17 protein-coding genes and 1 pseudogene are annotated in these 18247 nt (G+C 63.0%); 9 read left to right on the top strand and 9 right to left on the bottom strand.

The genetic code is table 11. The features are described 5' to 3' along the window. Nucleotides 1–216: 216 nt before the first annotated feature. Together LB555_RS21980 and LB555_RS21975 are read right to left on the bottom strand one after the other, a co-directional pair. Complete coding sequence (locus LB555_RS21980) at nucleotides 217–1143, bottom strand: DMT family transporter (RefSeq protein ID WP_041163692.1); 927 nt, start codon at nucleotides 1141–1143, stop codon at nucleotides 217–219. A gap of 437 nt (nucleotides 1144–1580) precedes the next feature. Then, nucleotides 1581–1746 (bottom strand): annotated as a pseudogene (locus tag LB555_RS21975) (CadC-family transcriptional regulator); the annotation flags it as partial. 74 nt (nucleotides 1747–1820) lie between these two features. Between LB555_RS21975 and LB555_RS21970 the strand changes: the two are divergent. Beyond that, the gene (locus LB555_RS21970; protein WP_015316141.1) at nucleotides 1821–2342 is read left to right on the top strand and encodes a hypothetical protein; all 522 of its coding nucleotides are present in this window, start codon (nucleotides 1821–1823) and stop codon (nucleotides 2340–2342) included. A gap of 334 nt (nucleotides 2343–2676) precedes the next feature. Here the strand turns inward: LB555_RS21970 and LB555_RS21965 are convergent, their stop codons facing one another. Further along, entirely contained in the window at nucleotides 2677–3282 is a 606-nt protein-coding gene (locus LB555_RS21965; protein ID WP_140617723.1) for an NADPH-dependent FMN reductase, read from the bottom strand. A gap of 90 nt (nucleotides 3283–3372) precedes the next feature. Between LB555_RS21965 and LB555_RS21960 the strand changes: the two genes are divergently transcribed. Continuing rightward, the gene (locus LB555_RS21960; RefSeq protein ID WP_015316139.1) at nucleotides 3373–3741 is read left to right on the top strand and encodes a winged helix-turn-helix transcriptional regulator; all 369 of its coding nucleotides are present in this window, start codon (nucleotides 3373–3375) and stop codon (nucleotides 3739–3741) included. Between the two features lie 493 nt (nucleotides 3742–4234). Here LB555_RS21960 and LB555_RS21955 read toward each other — a convergent pair whose 3' ends face one another. Both LB555_RS21955 and LB555_RS21950 read right to left on the bottom strand, forming a co-directional pair. Beyond that, the gene (locus LB555_RS21955; RefSeq protein WP_013893544.1) at nucleotides 4235–4630 is read right to left on the bottom strand and encodes an acyl-CoA thioesterase; all 396 of its coding nucleotides are present in this window, start codon (nucleotides 4628–4630) and stop codon (nucleotides 4235–4237) included. Nucleotides 4631–4835: 205 nt separating this feature from the next. Next, the gene (locus tag LB555_RS21950; RefSeq protein WP_140721768.1) at nucleotides 4836–5777 is read right to left on the bottom strand and encodes a phosphoribosylaminoimidazolesuccinocarboxamide synthase; all 942 of its coding nucleotides are present in this window, start codon (nucleotides 5775–5777) and stop codon (nucleotides 4836–4838) included. 257 nt (nucleotides 5778–6034) lie between these two features. On the opposite strand from LB555_RS21950, the gene LB555_RS21945 reads away from it, so the two are divergent. From LB555_RS21945 to LB555_RS21935, 3 genes are read left to right on the top strand one after another with little or no spacing between them, the layout of a single operon-like run. Next, nucleotides 6035–7651 carry a GMC family oxidoreductase gene (locus LB555_RS21945; RefSeq protein ID WP_140875573.1) on the top strand — a complete coding sequence of 539 codons (1617 nt, stop codon included), beginning with the start codon at nucleotides 6035–6037 and terminating at the stop codon, nucleotides 7649–7651. After that, nucleotides 7648–8862 carry a mandelate racemase/muconate lactonizing enzyme family protein gene (locus LB555_RS21940; protein WP_015316135.1) on the top strand — a complete coding sequence of 405 codons (1215 nt, stop codon included), beginning with the start codon at nucleotides 7648–7650 and terminating at the stop codon, nucleotides 8860–8862. The genes LB555_RS21945 and LB555_RS21940 overlap by 4 nt, the downstream gene beginning before the upstream one ends. Then, nucleotides 8859–9776 (top strand): NAD(P)-dependent oxidoreductase, encoded by a 918-nt coding sequence (locus tag LB555_RS21935; protein WP_224683733.1) that lies wholly within the window; start codon nucleotides 8859–8861, stop codon nucleotides 9774–9776. The genes LB555_RS21940 and LB555_RS21935 overlap by 4 nt, the downstream gene beginning before the upstream one ends. A gap of 343 nt (nucleotides 9777–10119) precedes the next feature. On the opposite strand, the gene LB555_RS21930 is transcribed toward LB555_RS21935, so the two are convergent. Further along, the gene (locus LB555_RS21930; protein ID WP_224683732.1) at nucleotides 10120–11058 is read right to left on the bottom strand and encodes a diacylglycerol/lipid kinase family protein; all 939 of its coding nucleotides are present in this window, start codon (nucleotides 11056–11058) and stop codon (nucleotides 10120–10122) included. Between the two features lie 875 nt (nucleotides 11059–11933). Between LB555_RS21930 and LB555_RS21925 the strand changes: the two genes are divergently transcribed. The 3 genes from LB555_RS21925 (at nucleotide 11934) to LB555_RS21915 (ending at nucleotide 14189) form a co-directional block, all read left to right on the top strand. Next, complete coding sequence (locus tag LB555_RS21925; RefSeq protein ID WP_140617720.1) at nucleotides 11934–12368, top strand: hypothetical protein; 435 nt, start codon at nucleotides 11934–11936, stop codon at nucleotides 12366–12368. A gap of 6 nt (nucleotides 12369–12374) precedes the next feature. Continuing rightward, complete coding sequence (locus LB555_RS21920) at nucleotides 12375–13505, top strand: hypothetical protein (protein WP_224683731.1); 1131 nt, start codon at nucleotides 12375–12377, stop codon at nucleotides 13503–13505. 162 nt (nucleotides 13506–13667) lie between these two features. Next, a complete protein-coding gene (locus LB555_RS21915) occupies nucleotides 13668–14189 on the top strand; it encodes a hypothetical protein (RefSeq protein WP_224683730.1) in 522 nt (173 codons plus the stop codon). Nucleotides 14190–14210: 21 nt separating this feature from the next. Here LB555_RS21915 and LB555_RS21910 read toward each other — a convergent pair whose 3' ends face one another. Next, the gene (locus tag LB555_RS21910; protein WP_224683729.1) at nucleotides 14211–15833 is read right to left on the bottom strand and encodes an FAD-binding oxidoreductase; all 1623 of its coding nucleotides are present in this window, start codon (nucleotides 15831–15833) and stop codon (nucleotides 14211–14213) included. Between the two features lie 179 nt (nucleotides 15834–16012). Next, on the bottom strand, nucleotides 16013–16255 hold the full coding sequence (locus LB555_RS21905; RefSeq protein ID WP_224683728.1) for a DUF1344 domain-containing protein: 243 nt from the start codon (nucleotides 16253–16255) through the stop codon (nucleotides 16013–16015). 437 nt (nucleotides 16256–16692) lie between these two features. Here LB555_RS21905 and LB555_RS21900 point away from each other — a divergent pair, with 437 nt between their 5' ends. Continuing rightward, nucleotides 16693–17190 carry a YegJ family protein gene (locus LB555_RS21900; protein ID WP_224683727.1) on the top strand — a complete coding sequence of 166 codons (498 nt, stop codon included), beginning with the start codon at nucleotides 16693–16695 and terminating at the stop codon, nucleotides 17188–17190. A 17-nt stretch (nucleotides 17191–17207) separates the two neighbouring features. Here the strand turns inward: LB555_RS21900 and LB555_RS21895 are convergent, their stop codons facing one another. Further along, nucleotides 17208–18167: a hypothetical protein gene (locus LB555_RS21895; protein ID WP_224683726.1), complete on the bottom strand. Its 960-nt coding sequence runs from the start codon at nucleotides 18165–18167 to the stop codon at nucleotides 17208–17210. Nucleotides 18168–18247 lie beyond the last annotated feature (80 nt).

Here is an 18247-nt window from a genome sequence, read left to right as displayed (position 1 = left end):
TCATTACACAATCCACCATAACATCGATCTTTCGGAAGACATATACTTATTGTCCGGGAAAAGAGCGGCGCTTAAGCAAAGATATTTAGTAAAATGGTGTATAAACTAGAAATTGCAAAGGATCTACTTAGATGAATGATCTACTTAGATGACGGCTACCCCTCCGAGCCCATCAGCCTCCCTCCTCGGCGCATGGTGGGCGGGAAGCTTAGGCCATCAGAGAGCGGCTTCGATCGGCTCGGCAAGCCTGGGATTTGAGCGTGCCGCGATCAGGCAACTGGTGACGATGAGACCCGCTCCCGCCAGCGTGGTCCAGGTCACCGCCTCGTCGAAGAAAAACCAGCCAAGTGCGATCGCCCAGATGAAGGCGGAGTATTCCGTCGGAATCAGATACTGCGCTTCGGCACGCGCATAGGCCCAGCTCATCAGGAATTGGCCGGCGAGCGACAGCGCCGTCACCCCGGCGAGCGGAAGCCAGAGCTCGCGCGGCAGGGCAATGGCCAGCCAGGGTGCAGCGAGACCAAGGAAGACCGCCACGCAAAGGTTCTGGAACAGCATGATCTCGATCGGCTTGGCCACCAGCGCCTGCTGCCGCGCAAGGATCAAATTGTAGGCATAGAACCCTGTCGACACCAGCACCGCCGCCGTGCCGAGCAAGGCATCCCTGGCATGGCTTGTCTGCCCGAACTGTCCGCCGACGATGATTGCGACGCCCGCAATGCCGGCCAGCGAAGCCCAGATCGCCTGACGCTGTATGCGTTCGCCGAGCAGCAACGCCGCCAGCAGCAGGGCGAACAGCGGCGCCACGAAACTGAGCCCGATCGCCTCCGCCAGCGGCAGCCTGGCAAGCCCCCAGAAGAAGGACAGCAGGACAAAGCCGACGACCGCGGCACGCAGCGCATGCAGCCTGAGCACGGAAGGCTTGGGCAGCGTGCGCGGTCCCGCCGACCAGCCGGCGCCGGCAACCACGGTCGCGAGCATGCTGCGCCACAGCACCGTGTTGTAGACGCCGACGGCAAGGACCAGGACCTTCATCGCCGCGTCCATCCCCGACAGCAGGAAGATGCCAAGCGCGCAGACAAGCACCGGGATCATGGGAGAAACGGCGCCTGCCAGGCTGGATGACTTCACGAGGCCCCTCATGTGACGGATCGCAGCCGGATATATCAGGGCGGACCGGCGGGGCCAGATGGCAGCCCCGCCGATATGGCGGTCCAACCATGGCGACTTGTGGAATGGCTGGGAAAGCTCGCAGCGAGCCCGCCAACCATTGCCGGCTTGTCTAGCGGCGCGTGACCGCGAAAGCGGATATCTGAGCATCGAGTTTCGGCCATGGCATGACGGACCGGCTTTTGCGCTATTCTGGCAAGTCCGCCTTCCGAAGGCCCTCGATATAGTTGTCGCGGTCTTCCACCCGTTGAAACGGGGCAGCACCTCCGCGAGGTCCGAAAGCCGCAATGTGGGATCGAGTTCGCGCAGGCGCGCATCTTCTCCGCTTCAGAAAGCTGTCCCGCCAAGGCATGACTTGCCATCGCGACACGCATCGCGCTCGCGTAGTTTGGCTGCGAGCGCAAAGATCTCGGTTTGCGCTTGGCACGTTCGATTTCAGCCTCCTCGATCTTCGGCGTGATTGCGCCGACTATGTTTGAGGCGATCTGATCCTGGAGATCAAAGATCTCCGCCAGAGTGCCGTCAAAAACAGTCGGCCCATAAATGGAGGCCGGTGGAAGAGTCGAGGAGCTGTCCTGTACGGCCAACGTTTTGGCGGCAAGAGATTTGAGTTAGGATGACGCAGCACTGGCGCGCTATAGAGCACCCTTATGAACGAATCTGCCAATAGAGCAGACAGCAACACAGCAGTCGCGAGCGACCTTGCCGACGGCGATCCCCGCCTTGCCTTCATTTATCAGGAGGCAGTGAGAGGCCTCAATCACCAGCAGAACCTCGTCGAGAACATGAACGCCCGCGCTGGCAGCCTCATCTTCGCCACTGCGTTCGCCAACTCGCTGCTTGGCGGAAGGGCGCTTTCCGACGGGCTTGGGCTTTGGGACTGGATCGCGGTGGTTCTGCTGTTCGTCATCGGCGGGCTGATCGTCTTCTTGCTTTGGCCCTACCACAAATACACGTTCCGCTTCGACCCAGAAGAGCTGCTCCATCAATATGTCGACGGCGACAGGCCGGCAAACATGTCGGCCATGCAGCGCGCGCTCGCCCTTCGCATCAAGGCGGACATGGTCAGCAACTGGCGCATTATCCAGCGGCTTCGGGTGGCATTGCAGATTGCGCTGGTCCTTCTGTTGTTCGACATCCTGGCCTGGCTTTTCGCGATCGCGGGTATTTGAGCCGTTCGATATTCGGAGCCGACCCGACCTGGACCGACGACCGCCCTTTGAGGTGGCAGTCTGCCGACGAGCAGCTTCGGGAACTAAGGCATCAGCACGACCTTGCCGGTCGAGCCGCCCTCTTCGGGCAAAGGACGAGCACGTGGCTCCCGGGACGGGCGCCTTCGCAAGAGCGCTGTGTCTGCGGCACCCTCACCTGCTTGCGAGGCGCTGAGGGGCGGCGCGGCGTTGCATGCAGATCTTTCGCGCAGCCGCAACTCCTTGCAGGAACGCGAAAAAAGGGCGACGCAAGCGCCGCCCCATATCCCTTGGGAGGACAATCCGATCCGGCGGATCAGGCCGCCTGGGCTTCTCCGGCGATGGCGTCGGCGGCGCGGGCGGCCTTCAGCACCTTGGCCCACCAGGCGACGTCGTTGACCAGCGCGGTGGCGGCCTGGTTCAGGTGCTCGAGATCTTCGAGCTTCTTCTCGCCCTGGCGCACGGCGAGGAAATCGCCCCAGGCGATATGGACTGCGGACTTGACCGGCGCCATCTGCAATTCGACGGCGTGGAGACGAAGCTGTTCGACGGCGCGGGCGCCACCGACGCTGCCATAGCCGACAAAGCCGGCCGGCTTCTTGTTCCACTCGTTGGCGGCGTAGTCGATCGCATTCTTCAGCACGGCCGTCGGGCCGTGATTGTATTCGGCGGCGGTGAAGATGAAGCCATCGAATCCGGCGACCTTCTTCTGCCAGCGCTGTGCGACTTCGTTCTGCGACGGCGCCCAGGCGGAGGACGCGACCTCATCGAAGAAGGGCAGCGGAAAGTCGCGCAGATCGACAATTTCGACATCGATGTCGGCATGTGCCTTGGCGATCTTGGCGATCCACTGCGTCGGCACGTCGGCGAAGCGGGCGGCGCGCGTCGAACCGATGACAATGGCGATTTTGGGCTTGGACATAAGGGGCTCTCCTTGCGGGAATTTTTGGTATCGTTTGGATACCGGCGCTATATGTGATACTGACAATTTGATGCGCAAGGAGGCACGTTTTTGTTACTGAGGCACCCGCATAACACCGAGGACTGCCGCGCCGTATCGGAAATCCTGCAGCGCGTCGGCGACAAATGGACCGTGCTCGTGGTCGGCAAGCTGGGCGGCGGACCGCTGCGTTTCAACGAATTGCGCGCCGCCGTCGGCGGCATCTCCCAGAAGATGCTGACCACCACCTTGCGCGGCCTGGAGCGTGACGGCTTCATCACCCGCAAGGTGTTTCCAACCATTCCGCCGCGCGTCGATTACGAGCTGACGGAGCTCGGTCACGAGTTGCTGGTGCCGGTCGGCGCGCTCGGCGAATGGGCCCGCAAGAACACCCAGCGTGTCCAGTCGGCACGCGCCAGATTCGACGACATGCACGCCTGAAGCCCATGCGCGGCAAGGGATTCGGGACCTGCACTGAGCGGCTCTAGCTGCCCAAGCGAAGTCACGGCTCCTTGAAAGCGACTGGACCTAAAGGCGACTTGGAAACAGTCCATGGCGCTCGATGCCGGCCCGACGCGCCCGGCCCCCTCTCGACGGTAACACACATTCCAACGGCAGCCAGTCAGGCCCTTCGCGCCAAGCAAGGCGTCTGGCTGCAGATCGTGCACGTCGCTGTTCGCTGCTTCGCATCCGTCGTGTCATGCAGGCAGGCGGTGCGCCCAAGGTCCTGTTTGACTTCGGCGTAAGCGGTTATGCCGAGCAGGCAGACAAGGGCCACGAGAGCCGCCGCAAGCCAGCCGTTCAACAGGTGTTGACGCATTGTCTTCCTCCGGTGTCCGGGAGAATTGCGCGTGGAAGGCAACGGCAGCATGTCGCTGAACGCATCGCTTCACTCGGGCGATGTTACAAATGCCCCCGGCTTGGCGGTGTCGAATCAGCTCTCGGCCGGAACCGCCTTCGGCTTGCCCTCGCCGTCGAGCGCCACCATGACGAAATCGGCGTGCGTCACCTTTTCCATCAGGTCGGAAAGGTAGCGCTGCGCCCAGGCCTCGACCTTGAGCGTCATCGAGGTGCGGCCGACGCGTTCGACATGGGTGTAGATGCACAGCGTGTCGCCGATCTTCATCGGCTTGGCGAAGGACATCTCCTTGACCGCCGCCGTCACCACGCGGCCCCTGGCGCGCTCGGCGGCGCGGATGCCGCAGGCAAGATCCATCTGCGCCATCACCCAGCCACCGAAAATGTCGCCGGCGGCATTGGCGTCCGAAGGCATGGCCAGGGTGCGCAGCGTCAGGTCTCCGATCGGCCGTCCGTCCGCGTACTGCACCATGGGCAGAATCCTCAAGCAGTGATGGTCATCGATCCCGTATCGCCGCTACGGGAATAGGTCAACGCGCCGCCGCTGCTGTTTCCTCGCCCCAAGGCCATAGGCTAACCCTGCATTCGCCCGATTGTGCCGGATTTTCAGCGGCTTCGGGTGTCAGGGAGGGTTTCCTCCAATCGCCGAGGAACGCGGTTCCTGGAGATCGCACCTCTCAGAAATAACGTGCAAGGTTAGCGCGGATGCGGTCGAGAACCGTATCCCCGGAAATGTCTGGAACGAATGCCTTGCCGGTGATCGCCTCGTAAGCCTGGGCATACACCCCAGAGGCCTGTTCGACGATCTCGTCCGGAATCCTCGGGATCGGGTCCTTGTAGGGATCGCAGCGCGCCGTCACCCATGAGCGGATGAAATCCTTGTCGAAGCTCTCCGGCCGCGTGCCATCAGCCAGCGCCTGTTGGTAGCTCGCCGCGATCCAGTACCGGCTGCTGTCGGGCGTGTGGATTTCGTCGGCGAGAATGATCGTCCCGTCCTTGTCTGTGCCGAATTCGTATTTCGTGTCGGCCAGGATCAGGCCGCGTTCGGCTGCGCGCGCCTGGCCGCGGGCGAACAGCTTCAAGGCATAATCCGAAACCGTGTCCCACTGCTCCTGCGTAAGCAGGCCCTGCTCCAGGATCTCGGCCCTGGACAGCGGCTCGTCATGGCCGCCGTCGGCCGCCTTGCTGGTCGGCGTGATGACCGGTTCGGCCAGCCTCTCATTGTCGCGCAGGCCGTCTGGCAGGCGCATTCCATACATGTCCCGTTCGCCGCGTCGGTAGCGGGTCAGGATCGAGGTGCTGGTGGTCCCCGCCAGATAGCCGCGCACGACGATCTCGACCGGCAGTATGTCGAGCCTTGTGCCGACGACGACGTTGGGGTCGGGATATTCCAGCACATGGTTCGGGCAGATGTCGGCGGTTTCCTCGAACCAGTACCGCGCCGTCCGGGTGAGGATCTCTCCCTTGAACGGGATCGAGGTCAGAATGATGTCGAAGGCGCTGAGACGGTCGGTGGCGATGATGATACGCCTGCCGTCGGCCAGGTCGTAATTCTCGCGGACCTTGCCTTTGTAATAGCCCGGCAGTTCGGGAATGAAAGCATCCGACAGGACACGCATGGGTTCTCCTGCCTTTGCGCGGAGTGGCCAGGGGCATGATTCCGAAAAGTTGCAGACTTATCGGAAAAAATCATGCCGAAATGATGCTATCCGCATAGTCCGTCGACCCCATGCATATCAAGCGCGATTGTCGGCATTCCCCGAAAGCCGGCCGGTATACCAGTCGCTTTTTTCACAACCGATGCCGGAAGGCGCGGCGACGCGGCGAACCCATGGCGTCTAGGCTGCGCCAGATTTCCGGAGCCGCCATTTTCATCATGCAGACCTATGACTTCATCATCGTCGGCTCCGGCTCGGCCGGCTCGGTTCTGGCCGACAAACTGTCGGCTTCGGGCCGCTTCTCGGTGCTGGTGCTGGAAGCCGGCGGCAGCGACCGGCGCTTCTACGTGCAGATGCCGCTCGGCTACGGCAAGACCTTCTTCGATCCCACGGTGAACTGGAACTACAAGACCGAGCCGGATCCCGGCCTCGGCGGCAATGTCGACCACTGGCCGCGCGGCAAGCTGCTTGGCGGGTCGAGCTCGATCAACGCCATGGTCTGGATCAGAGGCGCCCGCGAAGACTTCGATGACTGGCGCGCCGCCGGCAATCCCGGCTGGGGCTATGACGATCTGTTGCCGGCCTTCAAGGCGCTCGAGGACAATGAAGCCGGCGCCGACGCATGGCGCGGCAGCGGCGGTCCCCTGCACATCAGCGACACCACCGATGCCGTCCACCCGCTGACGAAGCGCTATCTCACCGCAGGCCAGCAGGCCGGTCTGCCGCTCAACCCCGATTTCAATGGTGCTGCCCAGGAAGGCGTCGGCATCTACCAGATCTCGACCAAGAACGGCCGGCGCATGTCGGCCGCCCGTGCCTTCCTGCGCCCGGCGATGAAGCGCGCCAATGTGCGCGTGGAGACCAAGGCGCTGGCAAGCCGCGTCCTGTTCGAAGGCAAGCGCGCCGTCGGCGTCGAGTATTTGCAGAACGGTCAGACCAGGACGGCCCGCGCCGGCCGCGAAATCATCCTGTCCGCGGGTTCGATCAACTCGCCGCAGCTCATGCAGCTCTCCGGGGTGGGTCCGGCGGCGCTGCTTGAAGGCTTGGGCATCCCGGTCGTGCATGCCAACGAGAATGTCGGCGCCAATCTGCAGGACCATGTCGGCATCAACTACACCTTCAAGGGCAAGCTGCCGACGCTGAACCAGATCCTGCGTCCCTGGTGGGGCAAGCTTTTGGTCGGCATGCAGTACATCCTGACCCGCTCCGGGCCGCTGTCGCTGTCGATGAACCATGGCGGCGGCTTCTTCCGCACCGATCCGGCCTTCTCGCGCCCCAACATGCAGCTCTATTTCCAGGCCTTCTCGACCCTCATCCCGAAGAACGGCGAGCGGCCGATCCTGACGCCGGATCCGTGGCCGGGCTTCTCCATCGGCCTGTCCAACTGCCGGCCATCGAGCCGCGGCGAGATCATGATCCGCTCCAGCAATCCGCTCGACTATCCCAAGATCGTCGCCAACGCCTATTCCACCAATGCCGATGTCGACGAAATGCTGTCGGCGGTGAAATTCGTGCGCAAGATCGCCTCGATGCCCGCCATGGCCGAGATCATCGCCGAAGAGGTGCTGCCCGGTCCGTCGATCCGGTCCGACGCCGACCTGATCACCGATTTCAGGAAACGCTCCGGCACCGTCTATCACCCGGTCTCGACCTGCCGCATGGGACCCGATCCCTCGCGCTCCGTCGTCGATCCGCGCCTCAAGGCGCACGGGCTCGAAGGCTTGCGCATCATCGACGCCTCGATCTTTCCCGACAACATCACCGGCAACACCAACGCCGCCTCGGTCATGACCGGGTGGAAGGGCGCCGAACTGGTTCTGGAGGACCACACATGAAGATCACCGACGTCAAGACCTGGGTTGTCGGCAACCCGCCACCCGGCATCGGCGGCAAGTATTTCATCTTCGTCAAGCTCACCACCGATGGCGGCGTGGTCGGCTATGGCGAGGCCTACAACGCCACCTTCTCCGCCCATGTCACGGCCAAGCTCGTCGAGGACATGGCCGAGCGCTATCTGATCGGCCACGATCCGCACGACATCGAGAACTTCTTCCGCCGCGCCTATTCCTCCGGCTTTACCCAGCGCCCCGACGTGACCGGCATGGGCTGTTTTTCCGCACTCGAAATGGCTTGTTGGGACATCGTCGGCAAGGAAGCCAACAAGCCGGTCTACAAGCTCCTTGGCGGCCAGGTGCACGAGACGCTGCGCTCCTACACCTATCTCTATCCGCACACCGGCAGCGTCCATTCCGAGGACGCGCCGGATGGCAGGAATGTCTATAACGACCCGGAGATGGCGGCGGCTTGCGCGCTCGAATATGTCGAGCAGGGGTTCAATGCCGTCAAGCTCGACCCGGCCGGCCCCTACACCGCCTTCGACGGCCATCAGCCGCGCCTCGTCGACATCGATGTCTCGACCCGCATGATCAAGGCGATCCGCGAGGCGGTCGGCACCCGCGCCGATATCCTGTTCGGCACGCACGGCCAGTTCACGGCATCGGGCGCGCTGCGCATGGCGCGCGCCATCGAGCCTTATGATCCGCTGTGGTTCGAGGAGCCGGTGCCGCCCGACATGCCCGAAGTGATGGCGCAGGTCGCCCGCGCGACTTCGATCCCGATCGCCACCGGCGAGCGGCTGACGACCAAATCCGAATTCGCCCGTGTCATCGAGAACCGCGCCGCCACCATCCTGCAGCCGGACCTCGGCCGCTCCGGCGGCATTCTGGAAACCAAGAAGATCGCGGCCATGGCCGAGGCCTATCACATCCAGGTCGCGCCGCACTGCTATTGCGGGCCGATCGTCGGTGCCGCCAACATCCAGCTCGCGGTGACGCTGCCCAACTTCCTGATCCTGGAATCGCTGAAGCAGTGGGACGGTTTCCACGCCACGCTGTTGAAGAAGAAGATCGAATGGCAGGACGGCAATGTCATCCCGTCGAAGGAGCCGGGCCTCGGCGTCGAGCTGAACGAGGCGGTCTGCGACGCCCATCCCTACACCGGCAAGGACCTGCATCTGCAGATGATGCAGACGCCGCTGATGCCGTGAGCGAAAGCTACGCCTTCATCGGCCTTGGCCATCTCGGCGGCAATCTTGCCGCCAGCCTGATCCGCAACGGCTTTGACGTCACCGTCGTCGACCGCGACCCCGCCGCCGTCGAGCGCCTTGTCGCGCTCGGCGCGACGGCCGCCAATAGCCCGGCCGAAGCCGCGGCGCGGGCCGGCAATGCCATCACGTGCCTGCCTTCGCCAAAAGTCAGCGAGGCGGTGCTGGGCGGCCCGGGCGGATTGCTGGAAGGGCTGCCCAGGGGCGGCACCTGGATCGAGATGTCGACCAACGGCCGCGACGAGATTTTGCGGCTGGCCGCCCTCGCCTCGGCCAAGGGGATCGAGACGCTGGAATGCCCGGTCACCGGCGGTGTGCATCTGGCGGCGGCCGGCAAGATCACCGCGCTGGTCGGCGGCGACGCCCCCCTCTACGAGCGTCACCGCCCGGCCATCGAAGCGATGTGCGCCAAGTCGTTCCTGATGGGCCCGATCGGCTCGGCGGCGGTGATCAAGGTTATCACCAACATGCTGGCCTTCATCCATCTGGTCGCCGCCGGCGAGGCGCTGATGCTGGCCAAGCAAGGCGGGCTCGACCTCGCGCAATCCTACCACGCCATCGTCGCGTCTTCAGGCAACAGCTTCGTCCACGAGACCGAAAGCCAGTTGGTGCTGAACGGCTCCTACGATATCGGCTTCACCATGGACCTTGCGCTGAAGGACCTTGGCTTTGCGCTGACCATGGCCGAACAATCCGGCGTGCCGCTCGATCTGGCGTCGCGCGTCAACGCGATCTTCGAGCAAGGCAAGGCGGCTTATGGCGGCGATGCCTGGTCGACCCAGATCGTCAAATTGCTTGAAGATACCGTCGGCACCGACCTGCGCGCGCCGGGCTTTCCGGCCAGGCTGGAAATATGAACTAGCAAATAAAATCAAGATGTTGGGCGAGCATCTAGAATCATAGCGGCAACAATTTGAATCAGAGCTGCAACATCTCGACCGGTTTCTCGGGCGAGAGTTTCGATCGGACTGCATGGCTCGGCGATTGGCGGGAGACACCCCATCCTTTCGTCATCCTCGGGCTTGACCCGAGGATCCATCCCGTAACATCAAGGCGCTGCAACGGTGCTGATTTCGGCTCCGCCGCACTCTTCGGCCAATATCACGGCATGGATCCCAGGGTCTCCGCGACGGAGCTTCGCTCCTGCTTCGCCCTGGGATGACGACGTTGAGACGCTCCACCGCCGGGCTGTGCCTTGATTCAATATCTCACCAGCAACGCGCCAGGCAGGATCTCGAAGGTGGCGGGTATGCGCCCCGGTGACTCGCCGTCTATGTCGACCAGCGCGCCATTCTTCTCGACGTCGCCGAGCGGTTCGACAACCACTTTCCTGCCGCGCAGGATGGTGATCGCTGGATGGTTGCGGTGCCGCCCACCATAGAGCAGGCGGATGTCCCAGATCAGCTTCAGCTTGCCCGCCGCGCGCAGGATGACGATGTCGAACTGTCCATCGGTCAGTTCCGCATCGGGCGCGATCATCATGCCGCCGCCGAAGAATTTGCCATTGGCCACCGCCACCAGCGCCATGCGCGCCTCGACCGCGTCGCCGTCATCGACGGTGATCCGCACGTCCTGGAAGCGGTAGCGGATGAACTCGACCACGGTGCGCCACAGGAACAGCGCCTTGGCCGACATCCTGCCCTTGCGCTTGTCGGCATTGACGGCGCGATCAGTGGCGCCCGACAGGCCAAGGCTGGCGATGTTGATGAAGTGGCGGCTGGCCAGCGCGCCATGGTCGTCGATATAGCAGATGCGGCCGGCATCGACCGCCCTGGCCTTCGCCCCGGCAATCCGTTCCAGCGTCGCGCCGATCTCCTTCGGCAGGCCGAGGCCACGCGCGAAATCGATGCCGGTGCCGCACGGCAGCAGGCCGAGCTCGGTCGTCCTGCCGCCCTCCTCGCGGACCTGCAGCAAGCCGTCGGCCACCTCGCTCGCCGTGCCGTCGCCGCCGGCCGCGATCACCAGATCGAAGCCGTTTGCCGCGAGATCGAGCGCCAGCCGCTCGGCGTCGCCTTCGGCCTGCGTCTCGCGCAGTTCGAAATCGCCGAAGTGTTTTTTCAGCGCGGCGGCGACGTCAGGCCAATGCTGTTTCAGCCGGCCGCCGCCGGCAATCGGATTGAGCACCACCCCGACCTTCAAGTTTCCCCCCCGGCGCCGGACCTGGATGCCCGATCCTTTGCCGGCATTCAAACTCGTACCGGCCGGCGGAGCAAGGGCGCTTTCGGACGCCAAAAAGCGCGGGGCAGGCTGTCTAAGGCCTTCGCGCTTGAACTTCCCTGGCTTCTGGCATTGGTCCCCGATAATCCCGCTATCCACAGGGGCGCGGCCATTCCCCAAACCCCTTACCCGGCGTAAGTTGAACCCATCTCAGGCGGCTACCGATCATCAAGCCGAAAGGCGAAGTGAAAGGCGGATTTCCTGAGGCCCGTACGGCCCGGAACGAGAGCAGGCTTGCTTGTTCAAGGGACGGAAGCCGAGACCTACGGGGCCGCGGAAAGCGTGCCAACGCCGACGGCGGACCGATGCTGCCATGAAGGACGGCAAAAACCTTCGATGGCACGCAGGGCAAAGGCCCGCGAGGGCCAAGACCGGCGTGGTCTGGAACGGATGCTGCTCTCGGGTGGCTTCTGGCAGGACCGTCAAAATCAAGGCCGGCATGGCGCGACGACTTTACGGAAGTTGCTGCCGCGACCGTGTCCTGATCTGACAGGGAGGCGCTGGGAGAAATCCCGGCGCCGACTGTCTTTTGGCTCTCCCACGCAATTTTTACGGTGTTTCCGGTTGGGGCTGCAACCGGCGGCAAAATCAGCTAACGTTCGACGTCGTCAGAGCCCGTTTGAAAACGCGCTCTGCCGAGTCGGATGGCGTGGTTTTCGAGAACCGAAGCACAGCGGACCTTTGGGTCCGTGAGCACAGTTCTACTGCGGTGCAGTAGAACGCGGAAGCGCAGAAAACCGCGTCAGGCGGCTGGCAGAGTAGCGTTTACAAATGGGCTCGTAGAAGGGGGATACTTCATGACGCTGATCCAGAAGCTTGCAGTCGCCTACGCGTTCTTGTTCTTCGGCGTCGTGGCCATCGGCTACATTCCGGCCTTCAACGATGCAGACGGCAATCTGTTCGGCCTGTTCTCATTGCAATGGTACGACGACCTGCTGCACGCCTTCTCCGGCGTCTGGGCGTTGGCCGCCGCCTTCATCTCGCATCGCCAGGCGGTGTTCTATTTCAAGCTGTTCGGCTCGGTCTACCTGTTCGACGGCGTGCTCGGGCTGATCACCGGCTCAGGCTGCCTCGATGCCGGTATCTTCATCAACGGCTTCCGCTCCCTCAACGACATCGAATTCCCTGCCCGCTTCTTCGCCAACCTGCCGCACATCGTCATTGGCGGCATCGCCGTCTATATCGGCTTCTGGCTGTCGAAGCGCATCTACGACCACTTCGCCACGGCCTGACGGGCCATGTTCCTGTTCCGCTTGATAAAGCGCATCGTCAAGGCGATCCTCTGGCTGATCGTCATCGTCATCCTGATCCCGATCGCCGGGCTGGCCTATGGCTTCCTGACGACGCCGGCGCTCGACAGGACGCCGCTGCCAGGCATTGCCGACGGCGCGCCGCCCAAGGCACTGGCCGACAAGGTGCGCGCCGAAATCCCCGGCTACCAGCGGCCGGAGGAGTCGACCTTCCTCACCTACCCGGAATGGGCGATCGTCTACGCCGCGCGCGAATATGCCGGTTTCGTCGCCAAGGACCAGCCGAGCGGCTTTCCCTATTGGTCCTACGTCGGCCGCTTCTGGCAAGACTATGCCACGGTGATCCGCGCCAGTTCTCCCTACAAGTTCAACTACGCCAACCACCAGATGCTGGTCATCATCGGCACCAGCCATTCGATCGAGCATATCCTGCAATGGGCCTATGAGAACACGGTCGGTCGCATCACCGAGGCGACGTCAGCCAAGCGCACGGCGGCCGACATCTACCAGGCCAAGGTGGCCGCGGAGTATGCCTCTTTCCTCGATCAGGTGCCGTGGTACCAGTTCCCTTATGCCGAGAAGCGCGCCGGGCTGTTCGCGGTGCAGCCGGCGCCTGGTGACAGTTCCATCCGCACCAGCGAACGCAAGCTTGCCTTCGGTCTCGCCGACATCATCAAGCAAGGCTATGCCGACCTGATCACCAAGGCGCTTGCCGCGACCTCCGACCCAGCCTTCCTCGATGTCCATGTCTGGGCCAGGGGGCCGGTCGGCGAAGCCACCCGCAACGAGCCCGACACCTTGCTGGAACGCGATTACGGCGCGGACGGCACCGTCTTCGTCACCAGGCGCTACCAGGTGTTCACCGACATGATCCCGCAGCTGATCGACAAGGGTGTCTCCTTTGTCGAGATCGGCGGCAATGACGAGATCATGGTCACGGTGCTGTCGACCGATTCGATCGCCATTCCCGAAGGCATGCGCATCCTTTTCAGCTATCCGCTGCCGGCGGAGCCCTCGACGCGCCGCACCGGCATGGTCGTGGCCGTGCGCAAGCTGCATCTGGTGCTGCCGTCGCTGATCAAGGCCGGCGCCAGGCTCGAACACGTCTACGACTACTGAGGTTTTTCAGCCACGCCTGGCCTGGATCGGCGAGCCGTCATGCTCATTCCACAATCGCGGCAAAATCCCGCCTTGTTCGCGCGCAATGGAAGATCGCATGTCGGCCTGAAGGCGCGACATGCCTGACTGGGCTGCCGGGGGGCATCTCGAAGGGACGAGACCGTGATCAAGACCGCCCTTGTCGCCATGACCATTGTCGGCTGCGACTGCGACGCCAAGCTGTGCGAATATATCGGCGAGACGCCGGCCAAGTGGTCGACCATCGCCGATTGCGAAGCGGCGATGAAGAGCCAGATCCTGCACGAGCGCAATTTCAATTATCCGCTGGTGTCCGGCATCTGCCGCGCAAAGGGCTCGGCGTCCTCCTCGCACCTGGCCGCGATCGCGTCGGGCCCGGAACTGAAGCCCGCCAGCCGGGCCGTCAGGACGGAAAGCCCGCTGCCGCCGGAGCTCAGCCATCGGCCGAGCGTGCCGGTCGGATCGCCGACGACGGCCCTGGACGCGGCCGCTGCCCGACCCGTCGCCTATGAACAGGTGGTCGACGGCGGAACCGGCGTGCTCTATCGCACGAAGAATGGCTACGCCTTGGTCAAGACCGATCTCGGCCGCGCCGCCTCGGCAACCGCCGACGCGGCAAAACGCTCCGTGAACTGGCTGGCGGGGCTGATGCCGACGGGCCTGTAGGCCGGCCCGCGTGCCGCCCGTCTACACCGTCCCGCTCAGCGCCTTGATGGCACGGTAGAAGGTCGAGGAAAACAATTCCGCCGGGTCATAGTGCCGCTTTACCTTCAGGAAGGCCGGCAATTCGGGATAGGACGCCAGCAATTCCTTGGCCGTGTAGTGCAGCTGGTAGGGCAGGAAGAAGCGCCCGCCATGCTTGATCGTCACGTCGATCAGCGCCCGCGTCAGCGCCCGCATCCTGGCATTGCCATCGGCATCGGCCGGCTGGTTGATATAGAGCACCAGCGAATAGGCCGGCTCCGGCGCGTAGGTCAGCGCCACGTCCTCCTTGTGGACGATGCGCACCGAGGCGTTGAGCACCGGCAGATCCTGGTTGCGCAGGATCTCGCGCGCTTCCGCGATGAATGAATTATAGCTCGCGCGAGGAATAAAATATTCGTGCAGTATGTCGGTCTCGTTCATCAGGTCGTTGAACAGATACGGCACCGAATCGTGCATCGGGTTGTTGCGGGTGACGAGACAGGCCTCGCCCTGGGCAAGCGCCGAGCTACGCGGCACCGTGCAGCTTTCGAATTTCGGCTCCAGCGTCTTTTCGGTGAACCATTTCAGTTCCTGGAACGCGCTGCCCCATTTGGCCATGTTCATGATCACCCGCTTCAGGCCGACGCCATCGGGTTCGCCGAGCGCCGGCTGGTCGCCCGGCGGCTGCTCCGCCACTCTATCGTAGCGGTAGACGATCATGTCCTCTAGGAAATTGCCCGGCGCGGTCGACAGATGCCCGTAGAACAGGCCGATGTCCTTGTTCGGCTCCAGCACCTCGGCGAAGAATTTCGGGAAATCGTCGGATCTGATGATCTCGCGCGAGGTGCGGTAGACGGCATTGTCGACGATATCGAGCGTCGCCTCTAGCACCACCCCGAACAGACCGTAGCCGCCGACGACATGTCGGAACAGCTGGATGTTTTCGGTTGGCGAGCAGATGATCCCCGATCCGTCGGCCAGCATCACCCGCATCGAACGGATGGAGCCGGCCACCGAGCCCGCCTGATGGTCCATGCCATGCGCGTTCACCGACAGCGAACCGCCGACTGAAAAGATGTCGGTCGACTGCATCGCCTTCACCGCGAAACGCGGATGCAGCATGGTCTGGATGTCGTGCCAGCACGCGCCCGGCTGCAAGGTCATGGTCTTGGCCGCGGCGTCCACCGTAACCTTGTTGAACTTTCTCATATCCAGGACCAGCGCATTGTCGTCGAAAGCATGCCCGCCCATCGAATGGCGGATGGCCGCCAGCGACACTTTCAGCCCGTTGGCGCGCGCGAAGGCGAGCGCCTTGGCGATATGCTCTTCCTCGCTGACCTCGACGACGCCATAGATCGGGGTCCTCGACAGACCGCTGGCATCGTTGATGTCGCCGCCCTTGGCCAGCCAGGGCAGCGACGGATCGAAGGCCGGCGGGCTCCCGATCGGCTTCAGCGGCAGTGCGATGCCGTCTACATCGGCGATGCGTCCGCTGTTCTTCGGCCCTGACGGGCCTCGCGCCAGCCGCGCCACGGTGGTGCCGCCCCACAGCACGGCGCCGCCAAAAACAGCCGCCCCCAGCAGCAGCCGCCGCGACAGGCGCAATCCCTTTTGTTCCTCGGCCATCGGATCCCCCCGCAGCCAAGGAATAGCGCGGCCTTTTGGCAAAGACCATAGCGTCGCTGCCGCAACGGCGTTCCGCCACCGTCGTCGCCCGGCGGTGAGTGTCCAAGCCAATGAAAATGGCCGGTTCCCCAAGGAACCGGCCAGATTGGAGCAGGGTCTCAAAGTCCGGTCGGCAGTCTCTACGAGGCCTTCTTGATCGACGTCACCATGCCGGTCTTGTCATCGACGGTCACCGCCACCTTGGCGCCGACCTTCAGTTTCCCGACCGACGCATCGGGCGACAGCTGGTAGATCTTGCCGTCGTCGAGGGTGACCGACCTGGTTGTCGGATCGACGGCCTGGATGGTGCCCTGAACGGTCGCGGCATAGGCCGTGCCGAGGAAGGCGAGCAAAGCGGCGGTGGTTGCGAGGGTCTTCTTCATGGATATCACTCCGTGCTGTTTCGGTTTTCCGGTACCGCTTGGGAGAGGGCAGCACCGAACGGCCCGAAACTGGAACGAAACAGCTATCATCGGCAAATCACGTTGGGTGAATTTTCGCAAAGGATATCATAAGCTTAATTCCGACATATTGTCTGCGGCCGACATCATTCCGGGCCGCTTCGGTTCCCCCGGCGAGCGCATTTCCGTTCGCGAAAAGAGTCGTTTAGAGGGATTGTGGCGAGCGGTTGCGATCACGGCGAGGCCGCCGCAATCCGTCTCGAGCAGCATCACGAAACAGACCGCCGAGCCGTTATCGATACACATTTTGTGTCATGGATCAGTTCAGATCGCCAATTGAAATGGAGAAAACTCGCGCTCCGGTTGCAAATCTGGAACGGATGCCGGATGGTGCGCCGTTACCATGAGGGGGCCTTTCCATGAAGCTTGCAGTCCGGTCCATGATGTCCTTGATGATGTTGGCGTGTGCTCCGGGATCGGCCGGCGCGCAAGCCGCGAATCCTAACGATGACAAAGCGCTTATGTTTGCTACGGACGACCCCGAGATGGCGACGGCGACTGCAAAGGCTCTTGCCAGCCTGGATGAGTTCCTGGCCCTGGCTGGAACGCCGCCCTCGGGGACGGACAGGTTCAAATTGAAGGTCGAGGTGCGGGATGGGGATATCAGCGAGCACTTCTGGGTCATCCCGTTCCAGCGCACCGAAACGGGGTTCGTCGGCATATTGGCAAACGAACCGGCAGCTGTGCGCAATGTCGTCCTCGGCCAGGAGATAGAATTCACCAGGGACGATATTTCGGACTGGGGATACAGACACGACGGGCGGCAAGTAGGGAGCTTCACCGTGTGTGTGATGTTCAAGAGGATGTCGAAGGAAGAAGCGGACTACCTGCGCGACAAATCCGGTTACGATTGTTGATCGTTTGCCCAACCGGACTAGCTTGCGCCGATCTTGCGCACCAGTGCCGCGGTCGCCAGCATGGCACCCAGGTCCGAAATCATCGGTGCGACATGACTGGCGTAGTCGAGCGGCACCGAAATATCAGGTAGCTCGAAAAAGTTCTTCGGTTGCGGCAGGAGCAGAAAACCATCGCTGCCGTTGAGCGCGACGCGCGCGGGCTCGTCCGGCCAGGTTTCGCCGAGCCATTTCAGCGCTTGCGCCAGCCGGCCGGTCACCAGCGGCCGCGCCGCCTCGACATTGTTGGTGCGGAACTCGTAGGCGGCGTCGAGCTCCGGCACGCCGGACGGCAGTTCCTGCATCCTGGGCGCGAACATGCCGCGGAAAAAGCCGATCACGCCACTGGCACGTCGCGCCGCGACCAGTATTCCTGGAAACGGCTCGATGGTTTCGAAGGCGACGACGACGCCCTTGAATGTGGTGGCCTTGTTCTTGGTGGCGCCCCCGTCCCATAGGTCGGCTTCGTACAGTTCGAACGCAAATCCGTCATAGCGTCCGGAGATGATATCGTCGAAGCGGCTCATGGTGAAACCGCCGACGGTCTCGCGCGGCAATCGGTCAAAAGAATGCGGCGTCACGTCATGCTGGTAGCGCATATCCCCAATGAAGCCGAAGATGATCGGCATCAGCGTCTGGCGAAACGATTGCTGCAGCCTCGCCGCCGGCCTGATCGCCCGGAAATAAAGCACGACCGCCACCACGAAGCCGACCACGTACAGAAATACGTGCGGCGTCGAGAACCATTGCTCGTTGGGATCGGCGACCGTGTTGAACAGCCACGCAATGAGCGCCACGAAGACGACCGCCAGGCCAACGAACAACGGTGCGCGCCACTTGGCCGCGCGTGCCACCGAGGCCCTTTTCGCTTCGTAGATCTCGATGTCTTTCTTAATGGCTGCGATAGCAGCCGCGCCCGGCATGAAATCCGCTGTCTCCATCGCCAATCCCCGCCGCCAGTGTTGCCGCATGATAGCCATTTTCGCGGGAAAGTCGCCAGCGCTTACCCCTCTCCTGTCGT

Origin of the sequence: Mesorhizobium sp. BR-1-1-10 (assembly GCF_020165595.1) — a bacterium.
GTDB classification, from domain to species: Bacteria; Pseudomonadota; Alphaproteobacteria; order Rhizobiales; family Rhizobiaceae; genus Mesorhizobium; species Mesorhizobium australicum.
Note: the sequence above shows the minus strand (reverse complement) of the source record. Positions and strands in the feature narration are given on the sequence as shown.

What these genes read in the sequence shown, in the direction of transcription:
- LB555_RS21945 (WP_140875573.1), top strand. Translation starts at nt 6,035, where the DNA reads ATGCAGACCTATGACTTCATCATCGTCGGCTCCGGCTCGGCCGGCTCG.
- LB555_RS21970 (WP_015316141.1), top strand. Translation starts at nt 1,821, where the DNA reads ATGAACGAATCTGCCAATAGAGCAGACAGCAACACAGCAGTCGCGAGC.
- LB555_RS21910 (WP_224683729.1), bottom strand. Translation starts at nt 15,833, where the DNA reads ATGGCCGAGGAACAAAAGGGATTGCGCCTGTCGCGGCGGCTGCTGCTG.
- LB555_RS21905 (WP_224683728.1), bottom strand. Translation starts at nt 16,255, where the DNA reads ATGAAGAAGACCCTCGCAACCACCGCCGCTTTGCTCGCCTTCCTCGGC.
- LB555_RS21950 (WP_140721768.1), bottom strand. Translation starts at nt 5,777, where the DNA reads ATGCGTGTCCTGTCGGATGCTTTCATTCCCGAACTGCCGGGCTATTAC.
- LB555_RS21965 (WP_140617723.1), bottom strand. Translation starts at nt 3,282, where the DNA reads ATGTCCAAGCCCAAAATCGCCATTGTCATCGGTTCGACGCGCGCCGCC.
- LB555_RS21925 (WP_140617720.1), top strand. Translation starts at nt 11,934, where the DNA reads ATGACGCTGATCCAGAAGCTTGCAGTCGCCTACGCGTTCTTGTTCTTC.
- LB555_RS21980 (WP_041163692.1), bottom strand. Translation starts at nt 1,143, where the DNA reads ATGAGGGGCCTCGTGAAGTCATCCAGCCTGGCAGGCGCCGTTTCTCCC.
- LB555_RS21900 (WP_224683727.1), top strand. Translation starts at nt 16,693, where the DNA reads ATGAAGCTTGCAGTCCGGTCCATGATGTCCTTGATGATGTTGGCGTGT.
- LB555_RS21920 (WP_224683731.1), top strand. Translation starts at nt 12,375, where the DNA reads ATGTTCCTGTTCCGCTTGATAAAGCGCATCGTCAAGGCGATCCTCTGG.
- LB555_RS21895 (WP_224683726.1), bottom strand. Translation starts at nt 18,167, where the DNA reads ATGGAGACAGCGGATTTCATGCCGGGCGCGGCTGCTATCGCAGCCATT.
- LB555_RS21940 (WP_015316135.1), top strand. Translation starts at nt 7,648, where the DNA reads ATGAAGATCACCGACGTCAAGACCTGGGTTGTCGGCAACCCGCCACCC.
- LB555_RS21955 (WP_013893544.1), bottom strand. Translation starts at nt 4,630, where the DNA reads ATGGTGCAGTACGCGGACGGACGGCCGATCGGAGACCTGACGCTGCGC.